This window comes from Nonomuraea sp. NPDC001684, assembly GCF_053596515.1.
This window is the reverse complement of sequence record NZ_JBSFGJ010000218.1, coordinates 1-15697: the sequence shown is the minus strand read 5'-3', so window position 1 is coordinate 15697 and position 15697 is coordinate 1. Positions and strand designations below refer to the sequence as shown.

Annotated in this window: 8 protein-coding genes; 6 read left to right on the top strand and 2 right to left on the bottom strand. The window is 72.1% G+C overall.

Going from position 1 to position 15697, the window contains the following annotated elements; all coding sequences use genetic code 11:
• Positions 1-168: 168 nt before the first annotated feature.
• Positions 169-4623: a ThuA domain-containing protein gene (locus tag ACWCSD_RS30715; protein WP_449920003.1), complete on the top strand. Its 4455-nt coding sequence runs from the start codon at positions 169-171 to the stop codon at positions 4621-4623.
• Between the two features lie 49 nt (positions 4624-4672).
• On the opposite strand, the gene ACWCSD_RS30710 is transcribed toward ACWCSD_RS30715, so the two are convergent.
• Entirely contained in the window at positions 4673-6232 is a 1560-nt protein-coding gene (locus tag ACWCSD_RS30710; RefSeq protein WP_449920001.1) for a DUF5722 domain-containing protein, read from the bottom strand.
• Between the two features lie 89 nt (positions 6233-6321).
• Positions 6322-7359, bottom strand: a complete 1038-nt coding sequence (locus tag ACWCSD_RS30705; RefSeq protein WP_387680919.1) for a LacI family DNA-binding transcriptional regulator — start codon at positions 7357-7359, stop codon at positions 6322-6324.
• 168 nt (positions 7360-7527) lie between these two features.
• Between ACWCSD_RS30705 and ACWCSD_RS30700 the strand changes: the two genes are divergently transcribed.
• The 5 genes from ACWCSD_RS30700 to ACWCSD_RS30680 all read left to right on the top strand — a co-directional run.
• The gene (locus tag ACWCSD_RS30700; RefSeq protein WP_449919998.1) at positions 7528-10752 is read left to right on the top strand and encodes a family 78 glycoside hydrolase catalytic domain; all 3225 of its coding nucleotides are present in this window, start codon (positions 7528-7530) and stop codon (positions 10750-10752) included.
• Between the two features lie 5 nt (positions 10753-10757).
• Complete coding sequence (locus tag ACWCSD_RS30695; RefSeq protein ID WP_387680913.1) at positions 10758-11648, top strand: carbohydrate ABC transporter permease; 891 nt, start codon at positions 10758-10760, stop codon at positions 11646-11648.
• Positions 11645-12469 carry a carbohydrate ABC transporter permease gene (locus ACWCSD_RS30690; protein WP_449919994.1) on the top strand — a complete coding sequence of 275 codons (825 nt, stop codon included), beginning with the start codon at positions 11645-11647 and terminating at the stop codon, positions 12467-12469. Before ACWCSD_RS30695 ends, ACWCSD_RS30690 begins: the two co-directional genes overlap by 4 nt.
• A gap of 49 nt (positions 12470-12518) precedes the next feature.
• Positions 12519-13961, top strand: coding sequence for an ABC transporter substrate-binding protein (locus tag ACWCSD_RS30685; RefSeq protein ID WP_449919993.1), 1443 nt, complete (start codon positions 12519-12521; stop codon positions 13959-13961).
• Positions 13962-13972: 11 nt separating this feature from the next.
• The coding region (locus ACWCSD_RS30680; RefSeq protein WP_449919991.1) for a DUF5722 domain-containing protein at positions 13973-15697 on the top strand (1725 nt) is incomplete at its 3' end.

Genomic DNA, 15697 nt, shown 5'->3' with positions numbered 1-15697 from the left:
TTCGTCGTTCCGGCCACGGGCCGAAACCGTTTCGTCTAGGTCTTAACAGACTTTCGTTGACAATCATCAAAAGTCGGATCTACTGTCGCGATCTACGAAGGTTCTTCGATCGTCCGCCAATGGAACCCTCCTTCCCGGTCCACCCCCCACGGAAAGGGAACCTCCGCGATGCCTTCCAGCAGGCCCACCCGTGCCTCCCGATGGACGGCGCGGGTCAGCGCCGTCCTCCTGGCCATGTCGAGCGCGGTCGTGCTCCCCGTGGCCGCCCCGCCCGCCCGCGCCCACGCCGCCGTCGACCCCGCCGACTACCAGCGCGTCGAGCTGGCCAAGGGCGTCGCCGAGATGGGCGAGCCGATGACCATGGCCGTGCTGCCCGACCTGTCGGTGCTGCACACCGCGCGCGACGGGACGCTGCGCCGCACCGACGCCCAGGGACTGACCACCGTGGTCGGCGCGTTGCCCGTCTACACCCACGACGAGGAGGGCCTCCAGGGCGTCGCCGTGGACCCCGGCTTCGCCGCCAACCGGACCGTCTACCTCTACTACGCCCCCCGCCTCAGCACGCCGTCCGGCGACGCGCCCGCGACCGGCGCCGACTGGTCGGCCTGGCAGGGCGTCAACCGCCTGGCCCGGTTCACCCTCAAGCCCGACTGGACGCTCGACCTGGCCTCCCAGCGGACCGTGCTCGACGTGGCCGCCGACCGCGGCATGTGCTGCCACGTCGGCGGCGACATGGACTTCGACGCCCAGGGCAACCTCTACCTGTCCACCGGCGACGACTCCAACCCCTTCGACTCGGCCGGCTACGCCCCCATCGACGAGCGCCCCGACCGCAACCCCGTCTACGACGCCCAGCGCAGCGCCGGGAACACCAACGACCTGCGCGGCAAGATCCTGCGCATCAAGGTGAACCCCGCGGACGGCACGTACACGATCCCCGCGGGCAACCTCTTCCCGCCGGGCACCGCGCGGACCAGGCCCGAGATCTACGCCATGGGCTTCCGCAACCCGTTCAGGATGACCGTGGACAAGGCCACCGGCGTGGTCTACGTCGGCGACTACGGCCCCGACGCCGGCAGCACCGACCCCAACCGCGGGCCCGCCGGGCAGGTCGAGTTCGACCGCGTCACCGGCCCCGGCAACTACGGCTGGCCGTACTGCACCGGCACCAACACTCTGGCCGAGACCTACAACGACTACACCTTCCCCTCGGGCCCCTCCGGCCAGAAGTACGACTGCGCCGCGGGCGGCCCGGCCAACGACTCGCCGCGCAACACCGGCCTGGCCAAGCTCCCGCCCGCCAAGCCCGCCTGGATCAGGTACGGCGGCGACGCCGGCTCGCCGCCCGAGTTCGGCAGCGGCTCGGAGTCGCCGATGGGCGGCCCGATCTACCGCTACGACGCCGCCCTGAACTCCGCCGTCAAGTTCCCCCAGGACCTCGACGGGCACTTCTTCGCCGGCGAGTTCGGCCGCAAGTGGATCAAGGCGATCGACGTGGCCGCCGACGGCACGCGCGGCGAGATCGCCGCCTTCCCCTGGACCGGCACGCAGGTCATGGACCTGGCCTTCGGGCCCGACGGCGCGCTCTACGTCCTCGACTACGGCTCCGGCTACTTCGGCGGCGACGCCAACTCCGCCCTCTACCGCGTCGAGTACATCAAGGACCGCAACCGCTCGCCGGTCGCGGTCGCCAAGGCCGACAGGACGTCCGGGAAACTCCCGCTCACCGTGGCCTTCTCCAGCGCCGGCTCCGCCGACCCCGAGGGCGGCGCGCTCACCTACGCCTGGGACTTCGGCGACGGCACCACCTCCACCGCCCCGAACCCCACCAAGACCTACACCACCGAGGGGGAGTTCACCGCCACGCTCACCGTGCGCGACCCCCAGGGCAACGCCGGCACCGCCGGCGTGGTCATCACGGCCGGCAACACCGCCCCCGCCGTGACCATCGGCACGCCCGCCCCCGGGACGCTGTTCACCTGGGGCGACACCGTGCCCTTCACGATCGGGGTGACCGACCCCGAGGACACGCAGATCGACTGCGCCAAGGTGAGGATGACGTACGTGCTCGGCCACGACAGCCACGGCCACCAGATCACCTCGAAGAACGGCTGCGCGGGCGAGCTGACGATCCCGGCCGACGGCGAGCACGACGACGCGGCCAACATCTTCGCCGTCTTCGACGCCGAGTACACCGACAAGGGCGGCCTGACCACCCACACCCAGCACGTCCTGCAGCCCCGCCACCGCCAGGCCGAGCACTACGCGACGATGTCCGGCGTCTCGCAGATCTCCAAGGCGGCCGCGCACGGCGGCAGGACGGTCGGCGACGTGCACAACGGCGACTGGATCGCCTTCACCCCCTACCGGCTCGACGACGCCAGGACGTTCCGGGCGCGGGTCTCCTCGGGCGGCGTCGGCGGCTCCATCGAGGTGCGCGCGGGCTCGCCCACCGGGCCGCTGCTCGGCAAGGCCGCCGTCCCGGTGACGGGCGGCTGGGAGACCTTCACCGACGTGCAGGCCCCGCTGACCGGCGCGACCGCCGCGTCCACCACGCTCTACCTGGTCTTCACCGGGGGCGCCGGGGCGCTGTTCGACCTCGACGACTTCACCCTGGCCAAGGAGGCGACGGCGGTCGGCACGATCCGCGCCGCCGACGGCAGGTGCGTGGACGTCGCGGGCGCCGGCACCGCCGACGGCACCAAGGTGCAGCTCTACTCCTGCAACGGTACGAACGCCCAGAACTGGGCCATCGACGGCCAGACCGTCAAGGCGCTCGGCAAGTGCCTCGACGTGGCCGGGGCGAGCAGCGCCGACGGCACCAAGGTGCAGATCTGGACCTGCAACGGCACGGGCGCGCAGAAGTGGACCGCCGAGGGCGGCGCGCTCAAGGCGCTCGGCAAGTGCCTCGACGCCACCGACCCGGCCCAGCTCGTCATCAGGACGTGCAACGGCGGCACGCCCCAGAGGTTCACCACCGCGACCCCGGCCGCCGGCGGCCCCGCCGTCCTGGTCTTCTCCCGGACGGCGGGGTTCCGGCACGACTCGATCGCGGCGGGCGTCCAGGCGATCAGGGATCTCGGGTTCGGCGTGACCGCCACCGAGGACCCGGCCGCGTTCACCTCGGCGAACCTGGCCGCCTACAAGGCGGTGGTCTTCCTCAACACCACCGGTGACGTGCTCGACGCCGCGCAGCAGGCCGCGTTCGAGGCGTACGTCAAGGCGGGCGGCGGCTACGCCGGCGTCCACGCGGCCGCCGACACCGAGTACGACTGGCCCTGGTACGGCGGTCTCGTCGGCGCCTGGTTCGCCGCCCACCCCGCGGTGCAGAAGGCGACGGTCAAGGTCGAGGACCGCGCCCACCCGGCGACCGCCCACCTCGACGCCACCTGGCCGCGGACGGACGAGTGGTACGACTACCGGACCAACGCCAGGACCGGCGCCCACGTGCTGGCCACCCTGGACGAGTCGACGTACTCGGGCGGCACGATGGGCGCCGACCACCCGATCGCCTGGTGCAAGCCGTACGACGGGGGGCGTTCCTTCTACACCGGCGGCGGGCACACCGCGGAGTCCTTCGCCGAGCCCGCCTTCCGGCAGCACCTGCGCGGCGGCCTGGCCTACGCCACCGGCCAGGCCAAGGCCGACTGCCGTCCCGAGACCGGCTACACCACCCTCTACAACGGCTCGACCACCGGCTGGGAGCAGGCCGGGCCGGGCGGGTTCGCCAACGCCGGCGGCACGCTGACCTCGCAGGGCGGCATGGGCCTGCTCTGGTACAAGGCCAAGGAGTACACCACCTCCTACTCGCTCAAGCTGGACTGGAAGCTGGCCGGCGACGACAACTCCGGCGTCTTCGTCGGCTTCCCGCCCTCGACCGACCCGTCCTCGGCGGTGAACAACGGCTACGAGATCCAGATCGACGCCACCGACGCGCCGGACCGGACCACCGGCTCGGTCTACGGCTTCAAGGCCGCCGACATCGCCGCCCGCGACGCCGCGCTGAACCCGCCGGGGGAGTGGAACACCTACGAGATCCGGGTCGAGGGCGAACGCCTCCAGGTGTTCCTCAACGGCGCCAGGATCAACGACTTCACCAACACCGACCCGGCCCGCTCGCTGAAGAACGGGCACATCGGCATCCAGAACCACAGCGACGCCGACCAGGCGTCCTTCCGCAACATCCGGATCAAGGAGCTCGGCCCGCCTGCCGGGGACTCCGTCGTCCAGGCCGAGACCTGGGCGCAGGCGTCGGGCGTGGCCACCTACCCGCACGCGCCCGCGCACGGCGGCACCGTGCTCGGCTACGTCAACCCGGGCGACTGGGCGGCCTACGACGTGGACCTCACCGGGGTCACCGCGTTCCGGGCGCGGGTGGCCTCGCCGGGGCCGTCGGGCGGCTTCGAGATCCGCACCGGCTCGCCGGCCGGGCCGGTGCTCGGCGCCGTCACCGTGCCGGGCACCGGCGGCTGGGAGTCCTACGCCGACGTCTCCACGGCGCTGACCGGCGTGCCCTCCGGCGCGGCCCGGCTGTACCTGGTGTTCACCGGCGCGAACTTCGACGTCGACGACTTCACCCTGGTCCGCGCCGCGGCCAGGACACCGGCGAAGCGGGCCCGTTAGCCGCCGGGCCGGTGGCCGTCACTCGGACGGCCGCCGGTCCGGGACGGGGTCAGGGCAGCGCGTAGCCGAGGACCTGCTCGTGGATCAGGCCCTCGCAGCCCGCCTGGTCCGTGACCAGGTGGTCGCCGCTCGCGGCCCGGCACCGGTGCAGCGCGACCGATCCGGGCACCTGGCTGGTGTAGACGTGCCCGACCGGGCCCATCGGGAACTGCCCCTCGCAGCCGGGGTCGCGGGTGAGCATGGTGTGCGCGCCGACCTTGCACTCGTACAGGGGCACGGTGCCGGCCGCCTGGTCGCGCAGCAGCTTCCACACGCGTTCCTGGGCGAAGCCGGGCGGCAGCAGCCGGGAGCTGGCCACGTGCCCCTTGCTCGACTGGTAGCCGCGGCGCAGCTGGGTGTGGGGCAGCAGCTCGAAGCCGCACGACAACTGCGGGGGCGACAGGTCGTTCCGGTTGGCCAGCGCCCACGTGGCCCAGGCCGGCTTGGCCGAGCCGTCGGTACGGCGCAGCCCCACGCCGAGGCCGGCCGCCGTCTCGTCCGGATGGTCGCTCATGCGGTGCCAGACGTAGCTCTCGATGCCCGGCGTGCCGAGGACGTTGCGGAAGGAGTTGCACAACTGCGACGCCTGCGCGGCCTCCGACGAGGGCGACAACGAGTTCACGCCGCTCTCGGTGAGCTGCACCTGCCAGGCCGACGGCGTGTTCGGGAACTGCTGGCGCAGCCAGCCGACCAGCACGCCGATGTTGCCGTAGGTGACCTTCGGGAAGTCGTCGGCGGAGAACTGCGGCGCCAGCAGGTTCGGCGGGTAGGGGTGGTAGGCGACCCGCCAGGCCCGGTTGCCGGCCCGCGCCGCCAGGCCCTTGAGCACGGTCATGCCCGACAACATCGCCTCGGAGGCGGCCGGCTGGTCGTAGGCGGTGCCGAAGTGGTGGTCGAGCGAGGTGAGCACCTTCGCGGTGGGCTGCTGGGCCATGACGGCGTCGTAGGCGGCGTTGTAGTTCGCGGCGATCGCGTCCAGCCAGGCGGTCGTGCCGCAGGCCGTGCCCTGGCCGCAGCCGATGTCGAACCAGGTGTTGCTGTTGACCTCGTTCATGACGACGAAGTCCGCGATGCGGCCGTTGCCGTGCTGCCCGTCGTAGCGCTGGGCCAGCATGCCGGCGAAGCGGCCGTAGTCGGCCGGGTCGTTCGGGACGCAGAACTTCTCGAACCCGGGGGCGGCGGGCGTGCAGGGACGGGCCCCGCGAGCCCAGGCCGGGGTGCCGTAGACGACGGCGGTGACGACGAGACCGCGGGCGGTCCAGTCCCTGATGGCGGCGTCGACGGCCGAGCCGACGGTGAAGCAGCGGCCGCCGAACTCCTGCGCGCCCGCCGCGCACGGCGGCGTCCTCACGCTGGGCTCCCAGTCGGCCCAGATGAGGTTCATGGCGACGCCGCCGGCGTTGTTGCCGGCGATCTCGTTCTTGTCGGGCCAGAAGTCCGGTTGCAGGCCCTTGATGCGGTAGTCGGACCTGACCGGGTACGGCAGAGCGGCGGCGGTGGTGACGGCGGCGGCCGGAGCGGCCGGAAGGAGAAGTAAGAGGACGGCGGCGATGCGGGCAACCCAACCCATGGGACCTCCTGGATTTAAACGTCTCAACAATGAGGCCCCGAAGGCGGCCAGGCAAGACCCGATTTGCTGCGGCGGGCCGACTTGAAACGTCACTGAGGAACGGTCGACGCCCTGACCATGAGCTCCGGCTGGAAGACGATCTCCTGGTGCCAGTGGTTGGCGTCGCCCCGGGCGTCGGTGAGCAGCAGCTCCGCGGCCGCCTGGCCGAGCTGGTGCTTGGGCTGGCGGACCGAGGTCAGCGACGGCGACAGCAGCTCGGCGAACTCGACGTCGTCGTAGCCCAGCACCGCCATGTCGTGCGGGACGCGCACCCCGCGCCGCTCCAGCCCGCGCAGCGCGCCCAGCGCCACGGTGTCGTTGACGCAGAACAGCGCCGTCGGCCCCTTGCGCGCGGGCAGCCGCTCCAGCGCCGCCTCGCCCTCGCGCGGGGTCAGCGCGGGCAGCGTGACCTCGGTGATCACCTCGTCGGGGTCGAGCCCGGCGGCCCGCACCGCCCTGGCCAGCCCCTCGCGCCGATCGGCGCACTGGCGCACGATCGGCGGCCCGTTGAGGAAGGCGATGCGCCGGTGGCCGAGCGCGAGCAGGTGGGCGCCGGCCAGCTCGCCGCCCCGGACGTTGTCCACCGCCACCGCGCAGAGCTGGGCGTCGGCGCCCGGCCGGTCGAGCAGCACCATGCCGATGCCGCGCCGGCGCAGCTCCACCAGGTGGGAGATGTCGGGCCCGGCGGGCGTGATGAGGATGCCGGGCACCCGGTGCTGCTCCAGGATCTGCAGGTAGTGGGCCTCCTTCTCGACCGAGTCGCCGGAGCTGCACAGCACCAGGAGCAGCTGCTCCTGCGACAGCCGGGTCTCGATGCCCGGCAGCACCTCGCTGAAGAACGGGTTGCCGATGTCGCGCACCATCACGCCGACGGAGCGGCCGGAGCCGCCGCGCAGCTGCCGGGCCGGCGCGCTGGGCACGAAGCCGAGCGTCTTGATGGAGGCGCGCACCCGGCGCAACGTGCGCTCGGCCACCAGCTCGGGCCGGTTGAGCACGTTGGAGACCGTTCCCACGGACACGCCGGCATGGGCCGCGACGTCGACCATGCTGAGCCGGCGGCGCTCGGCCGGCTTGTGGATGTCGGTCACCGGTGGACAGCCCTTCTGGTCACCTGGCAGAGAGGGCCAGTCTACTGGTTGAAATGTTTCAGCCAAACGAACCCGCGCTGCACATCTGGAACCGGGGCATTGACGGATGTACCTCACGGTGCCTACGGTGCGCATTGCTTGAAATGTTTCAACTAGCCGGGAGTACCCTTGTCGCATCTCGCCGTGACCGACCTGCGCGTCGAAGGACTGGCCGAACCACTCGGCCTCGACGTGGACACGCCGGAGTTCTCCTGGCGGATCACCGGGGCCGGGCGTGGACGGGCGCAGAGCGCGTACCGGCTGGTCGTGGCCCGGGAGGGCGATCCGGCCGACGAGGAGGCCGAATCCGTCTGGGACAGCGGCGTGGTGAACTCGGCCGCGACCGTCGACGTCCCGTACGGCGGCGCCGCGCTGCGGCCGAGGACGCGCTACCAGTGGCGGGTCAAGGTGGCCGACGAGCACGGCGAATGGTCCGGCTGGAGCCCCGCCCACTGGTTCGAGACAGGGCTCGGCGAGGCCGGCGGCTGGATGGCGGGCTGGATCGGCACCCCCATGGTGCCCGGCTCCGAGCGGCTGCCGTCGCTGGAGAACGTGCCGCGCATCTGGGTCGCCGGCCCGCTCGGCCCGTCCGGGGCGCCGACCGGGGCGTTCCGGACGCGGTTCTCGGTGCCGGGCGGGGCCAGGCCGCTGTCGGCGTGGCTGGTGATCGGCGACGGCGGCGGGATCGAGGCGGCCGGGCCGGCCGGGACGGTCGAGGCGGTCCAGGCAGCCGGGCCGGCCGAGTCGGTCGAGGCGTACGTCAACGGGGTGCGGGTCGCGGGGGAGCGGCGGGCGGGCGCGTTCGTGGCCGACGCCGGCGACCTGGTGGCCTCGGGCGAGAACGTGCTCGCGATCAGGGCCGCCGGGCCGGGGCTGTGCGTGCGGCTGGAGGTCGTGGTCGAGGGGCGGCCCGCGCTGCCGCAGCTCGTCCCGGTGGCGGGCGAGAGCACGGTGACCGTCACCTCCGGCGGCCGGTGGCGGGCCGAGGACCGGCCGGGCGAGGGCTTCGAGCAGCCCGGCTTCGACGACTCCGGCTGGCGGCTGGCCGAGGAGGTCGGGCTGCACGGCGACCCGCCGCTGGGCCGTGAACCGGTCGGCGACCGGCCGAGCCCGTACCTGCGGCGCGAGTTCGGCGTGCCGTCGCCGGTGCGCCGGGCCAGGCTGTACGCCACCGCGCTCGGCGTCTACGAGATCCACCTCAACGGCGCCCGGGTCGGCGCCGACCACCTGGCCCCCGGCTGGACCGACTACCGCCACCGCGTCACGTACCAGACCTACGACGTGACGGCGCTGGTGTCGGAGGGACGCAACACGATCGGCGCGGTCCTCGCCGACGGCTGGTACGCCGGCAACATCAGCTGGTTCGGCTCCTTCCAGTACGGCCGCCGCCTGGCCTTCCGCGCCGAGCTGGAGATCCTGCACGAGGACGGCACCCGCACCCGGCTGAGCACCGACTCCGACTGGCGCGCCGGCTCCGGCGCGATCCGCTACGCCGACCTGCAGAACGGCGAGCGGCAGGACCTGGCGGCCGAGCCGCTCGGCTGGACGGCCGCCGGGTTCGACGACTCCGGCTGGGCGCCCGCGGTGCCGGTGAGCCCGCCGGCCGGCCGGGTGACCGCCTCCGTCGCGCCGCCGATCCGGGTGCACGAGGAGGTGGAGCCGGTGCGGGTGTGGGAGCAGCGGCCCGGCGTGTGGATCGCCGACTTCGGCCAGAACCTGGTCGGCTGGGTCCGGCTCACCGGCCGCGCCGGCCGCGACCGCCCGGTGGTGCTGCGGCACGCCGAGGTGCTCGACCACGAGGGCGGGCTGCACCTGGCCAACCTGCGCTCGGCCCGCGCCACGGACGAGTTCCTGCCCCGCGGCGAGCAGGCCGAGACGTTCGAGCCGAGGTTCACCTTCCACGGCTTCCGGTACGCCGAGGTGTCCGGCCTGCGCGCGGCCCCCGAGTCGATCACGGCCAGGGTGGCCCACGCCGCGATGGAGCCGGCCGGCGAGTTCACCTGCTCCGACGAGCGGCTCGACCGGTTGCAGCGCAACATCGTGTGGGGGCAGCGCGGCAACTTCCTGGCCGTTCCCACCGACTGCCCGCAGCGGGACGAGCGGCTCGGCTGGACCGGCGACATCTGGGCCTTCGCCCCGACCGCCCTGTTCAACTACGACGCCGCCGCCTTCCTGCGGAGCTGGCTGACCGACGTGGTCGACGCCCAGGGCGACGACGGCGCGGTCACGCACGTGGTGCCCGACGTGCTGTCGGGCCGCGGCTTGTCGCCCAACCCCAAGGAGGCCGGCTCGCCCGGCTGGGGCGACGCGCTGATCATGCTGCCGTGGGCGCTGCACCGGCTGCGCGGCGACGCCCGCGTGGTCGCCGCCTGCTTCGAGCCGATGCTGCGCTGGCTGGCCTACCTGGACCGGCGCTCCGAGAACGGGATCTTCCCCGACGAGGGGTTCGGCGACTGGCTGTCGATCGGCGCCGACACCCCCAAACGGCTCGTCGGCACGGCGGTCTTCGCGCTGTCGGCCCGGCAGCTGGCCGGGCTCGCCGCCGCGCTCGGCCGCGACGCCGACCGGCGCTCCTGCCTGGAGCTGTACGAACGGGTGCGCCGGGCCTTCCGCGCGGCCTTCGTCGAGGGCCCCGGCGTGGTGGCGAGCGGCACGCAGACCGCGTACGTGCTGGCCGTCACCGCCGGGCTGCTGGAGGAGCACGAGCTGCCCAGGGCCGCGGCCCGGCTGGCCGGTGACGTCGAGGCGCGCGGCGGCCACCTGTCGACCGGGTTCCTCGGCACGCCGTACCTGCTGGACGCGCTCACCTCGACCGGACGGCTGGACGTGGCCTACCGGCTGCTGACGCAGGACACCTTCCCGTCCTGGCTCTACCCGGTCGTGCACGGCGACGCGACGACCATGTGGGAGCGCTGGGACTCCTGGAGCCACCACCGCGGGCTGCAGGACCCCGGCATGAACTCCTTCAACCACTACGCCTACGGCGCCGTCGGCGACTGGATGTACCGGACGGTCGGCGGCCTGGCCCCCGGCTCGCCCGGCTACGCCGACATCGTCGTGCGCCCCCGTCCCGGCGGCGGGATCGGCTGGGCGCGGACCGCCCACCGCACCCGGCACGGCCAGGTGGAGATCTCCTGGCGGCTGACGGACGGCGGCCTCGCCCTGGACGTCGTCGTGCCGCCCAACACCCGCGCCGAGGTGCACGTGCCCGCGCCGCCGGAACGGGTGACCGAGGGCGGCCGGCCGGCGGCCGAGGCGGAGGGCGTGACCTTCGACCGCCTCGACGGCGGGGCCGCGGTCTACCGGGTCGGCTCGGGCTCGTACGCGTTCCGCACCCCCGCTGAGAGGCATTGACGATCGTGACCAGCACCAAAGCGCGCCGACGGATCCCGTGGGGCGTCTACCTCGTCCTCCTGCCCACCTTCGCCCTGCTCGCGGCGTTCGCCTACTACCCGGCGCTCAACGGCATGCTGCACTCGCTGTACGAGTGGCGGCCGGGCTTCGGCTCGCCGTTCGTCGGCCTGGACAACTACCTCACGATGCTCGGCGACGACCTGTGGTGGGCCTCCTTCCGCAACGCCGGGATCATCTTCGTCTGGGCCGTCACCCTCATGTGGGTGTTCCCGCTGCTGGCCGCCGAACTGGTGATGTCGCTGTCCGGCGAGCGGCTGCGGTTCGTCTTCCGCACCCTGCTCATCCTGCCGCTGGCCTTCCCGGCCGTGGTCAACGTGCTGCTGTGGCAGTTCATGTACGACCCGCGCGACGGCGTCGTCAACAGCCTGCTGCGCGCGCTCGGCCTGGACGGGCTGGCGGGCAACTGGATCGGCGACCCCGCCACGGCGCTGGCCGCGCTGATGACGATCGGCTTCCCGTGGGTGGCCAGTCTGCCGTTCCTGGTCTTCCTGTCGGCGCTGCAGAACGTGCCGGCCGAGATCTACCAGGCCGCCGAGGTGGACGGCGCCGGCCGGCTGCGCCGCTTCTGGAGCATCGACCTGCCGATGATGTTCCGCGACGTCAAGCTGCTGCTGGTGCTGGCGGTGATCTCGGTGCTCCAGTACGGCATGCAGGCCCACATCATGACCAAGGGCGGCCCCGACAACGCCACGCAGGTGCCGGTGCTGCGCATGCTCGACGCCGCCTTCGTGGACACCAGCTGGGGGTACGCGGCCGCGCTCGGCACCGTGCTGTTCGCCCTGACGCTCGGCGTGAGCCTGGGCGCGCTGGCGCTCGGCAGGAGGTCGGGATCGTGAGCCGGACCCGCAGGACCGACCTGGTGGCCGGCGGCATCCTGGCGGTGCTGGCCTTCGCCGGGCTGTTCCCGTACCTGTTCATGCTGGCCGCCTCGGTCAAGGACAACGAGCAGTTCTTCGGCAGCTACTGGTCGCCGGCCTGGCCGGTGCACCTGGACAACTATGCGGCGGCCTGGGAGCAGGTCAGCCCGTACCTGTTCACCTCGTTCGTGGTGGCGGCGCTGGCCATCGCCGGCACGATGCTGCTGGCCCCGGCGGCGGCGTTCGTGTTCGCCCGCTACCGCTTCCCCGGGCGCAACGCGCTGTTCGGGCTGGTCGCGGCGCTGCTCATGGTGCCCTCGATCACCAGCCTGATCCCGCTGTTCGTGCTGATGCGCGACCTCGGCATCCTGGACAGCCGGCTGGTGCTGATCATCCCGCACGTCACCGCGAACACGGTCTTCGGGATCGTCGTCATGCGCACGTACATGGCGCAGATCCCCGAGGAGATCTTCGAGGCGGCGCGGGTGGACGGGGCGGGCGGCGTCCGGCTGTTCCTGGCCTTCATGCTGCCGCTGGCCCGGCCGGTCATCGGCACGGTGGCGCTGATGACGGTGCTGGGCGTGTGGAACGACTACTTCTGGCCGCTGCTCACCGTGCAGACCGACGCCTACCGGACGATCCCCGCGGGGCTGGCCTTCTTCGCCAACCAGAACGCGCAGCAGTGGGGCCCGCTGTTCGCCGGCTACGTGCTGGCCAGCCTGCCGCTGGTGGTGCTGTTCACGTTCCTGTCCAAGTGGTTCCTGGCGGGCATCCAGGGCGGCATCGTGTCCGGCAAGTGAGCCGGTCCTCGTGATTGAAACGTATCAATAGGAAAGGACCCGTACCCCGATGAGAACACCCCCCAAGAGCGGGCTCGCGGCGCTGGCCGCGCTGCTCTCGCTGACAGGCTGCGGCCTGCTCGGCACCGGCGGCACGTCCGCCCAGGACGGCGGCGGCAAGGTGACGATCACGCTGGCCGGCCCCAACCAGTGGAACGCCAGCGGCAGCAGCTTCGGACCGGCCTGGGAGGCGCTGGTCGACGACTTCGAGAAGCGCGAGCCCGGCATCGAGGTCAGGACGCAGGTGCTGCCCCTCGACGGCTTCATGCAGACGATCACCACCCAGCTCGCCGCCGGCACCGCGCCCGAACTGGTCTTCAACCAGCCGCCGCACAAGGCCCACGAGGTGCACGCGCTCGACGCCGAGCTGCAGAAGCCCAACCCGTACGTGCCGGGCAACCAGCGCTGGATCGACGTGTTCAGGAAGGAGTACTACGGCCCCGCCGTCTCCAAGGCACTGAGCAAGGAGAGCGGCAAGCTGGAGTACGTCCCCTTCAACCTGGTCGCCATCGGCCTGTTCTACAACAAGGACGCCTTCGCCAAGGCGGGCGTCGACCAGCCCCCCGCCACCTGGGAGGACTTCAGGAGCGCCTGCGGGAAGCTCAAGGCGGCCGGCTTCGACCCCGTCGCCCTCGACAAGGGCGGCCTGGCCGCCGGCTGGACGTGGGAGGCGGTCAGCACCCAGCTCATCGACAAGTACCACGACGACTGGAACCTCTTCGACGCCACCGGCAAGCCGGGCAAGGCGCCGACCGTGACCGAGAAGTCGATGAGCAGGGTCATCAAGGAGGGCACGCTCACCACCAGGACGCCCGAGGTCGCCGAGTCCCTGAAGATCTACAAGGAGTTCTTCGACTGCGGCACGCCCAACTGGACGGGCGTCGCCGACGGCGGCGCCACCGTGGGCTACCGCGACTTCGTCTCGGGCAAGGCCGCCATGTCGTGGGGCACCGACTTCGCCGTCGAGGCGCTGAAGGCGGACGCCAAGTTCGCGCTCGGCACGATGCCGTTCCCGACCATCACCAAGGCCAGCACGCCGCTGTCGTCGGAGGCCCCGGCCCGCTACGGCGCCTCGATCGGCGGCACCAGCTACATGATCCCCTCCACCGTCAAGGGCGAGAAGTACGCGGCGGCGGTCAAGTTCCTGCAGTACATGAGCTCGCCGGCGATCAAGCCCTGGCTGGACGCGACCGGCGGCCTGCCCGCCGTCGAGGGCGTCGAGCCGTCGGCCGAGACCGCCGGGCTGCTGGAGGGCGAGTGGGGCAAGCCGTTCCGGGTGGTGGCCCTGCCGGGCGGCCCGGAGGGCACCTCCTTCCGCGACGTCTTCGACGGCTATCTGCTCGGCCGCCGCTCCCTGGAGGAGGAGCTGGCCGACCTGGACAAGTGGTGGAAGCGCGGCATCGAGGCCGGGATCAAGAAGAACGCCTGGGGCGACGAGGACTGGGCGAAGTAGGAGGAGATGACATGCGGTTGTTGATCGCCCTGGCGCTGGCCGTCCCGATGCTGGCCCTCCCGGCGCAGGCGCTGCCCGCGCGCGCGGCGGCGGCCGGCGGGGTGAGCGGCGTCGAGGTCGGCGGGGACACGATCACCGTCACCGGCCTCGCCCCCGGCCCGGCCGAGCTGTACGCGCTGGACACCTGGCAGGACTCGCCCGCGGGGGAGCAGCCGGTCGCGTCCGTCGAGGCGGGCCCGTTCCGCGTCGAGGTGCCCCGGATGGACGGTGACCAGGACCGGCTCTACGACAAGTTCCTCGCGGTGGGCGCGGACGGCCCGCTGGGAGAGGTGCACTATGCCGACAAGCTGAGCTTCCCGTCGGCCAACCAAGCCCCTTATCCCGAAATGTCAGGCAAAAAGGGGTTACAGGTGCAGATGACCGACGACGCCGAGGAGATCGGCGTCCAGCACGCCGGCATCAACCTGGCCCTCGACTCGGTCATGACGGCCGGGCCGGGCGCCCCGGGCAACACCATCGAGTTCGTCTCGCAGGGCAAGACGTACTACTTCGACCGCGGCGCCGTCGCCGGGCTCGACGCCCAGGTCAAGCCGCTGTCGGACAACGGCGTCCTGGTCAACATGATCGTGCTGGTCTACAACAGCGGCGCGCCCAACTCCGCCGCGCGCACGCTCATCCACCCCGACGCCGAGCTGGGCAAGGGCACGGTGTACGCGTTCAACACCAAGACGGCCGAGGGCGAGGCGCACTTCACCGCCGCGATGGAGTTCTTCGCCCAGCGCTACAGCCAGGCCGACGGCCGCTACGGCCGGGCCTGGGGCTGGATCGTCGGCAACGAGATCGACGCCCAGCAGTTCTGGTACAACATGGGCCGCCAGGACCGTGACGTCTTCCTCGATCAGTACGCCCGCGCCATGCGGCTGACCTGGCAGGCCGTGCGCAAGGCCGACGCCGCCGCCCGCGTCTACACCTCGCTGACGCACTTCTGGACGGGCGCGGCCAACGACGACCCGAAGTACACCTACAAGGGCCGCGACGTTGTGGACGGGCTCAACGCCCTCACCAAGCGCCAGGGCGACTTCGACTGGAACATCGCCTACCACCCCTACCCGGAGAACCTGTTCAACCCGGCGTTCTGGAACGACAAGACCGCCACGGACGGCTTCGACACCCTGCGGATCACGTTCAAGAACATCGAGCTGCTGCCGCGCTACCTCGCCCAGGACGACCTGACCTACCACGGGCAACGGCGGCGGGTGATCCTCTCCGAACAGGGCCTGAACTCCCAGGACTACTCCGCCAAGGAGCTGGAGCTGCAGGCCGCGGCCTACGCGTACGCCTACTACAAGATCGCTTTCGCCGACGGCATCGACTCCTTCATCCTGCACCGGCACGTCGACCACAAGCAGGAGGGCGGCCTGCGGCTCGGCCTGTGGACGTGGGACGAGGAGCACAGCGCGCCCTCCAACGCCGGGGAGCGCAAGCCCCTGCACGAGGTGTTCGCCGCCATCGACACCGACCGGTCGCTGGAGGTGACCGAGTTCGCCAAGAAGATCATCGGCATCTCCGACTGGAAGGACGTCATCCCCGGCTTCGACCCCGCCGAGCTGGCCGTCAGGAAGCCGCCCGCCGCGGTGGGCACGCAGCTCGACGCCAGGCCGGTGGCCGAGCGCGTGATCTCCGGCTTCGAGACCGGCGCCGACGGCTGGCGGCCCTCGGACAACGCCGCCGCCGTG

What these genes read in the sequence shown, in the direction of transcription:
- ACWCSD_RS30685 (WP_449919993.1), top strand. Translation starts at nt 12,519, where the DNA reads ATGAGAACACCCCCCAAGAGCGGGCTCGCGGCGCTGGCCGCGCTGCTC.
- ACWCSD_RS30710 (WP_449920001.1), bottom strand. Translation starts at nt 6,232, where the DNA reads ATGGGTTGGGTTGCCCGCATCGCCGCCGTCCTCTTACTTCTCCTTCCG.
- ACWCSD_RS30715 (WP_449920003.1), top strand. Translation starts at nt 169, where the DNA reads ATGCCTTCCAGCAGGCCCACCCGTGCCTCCCGATGGACGGCGCGGGTC.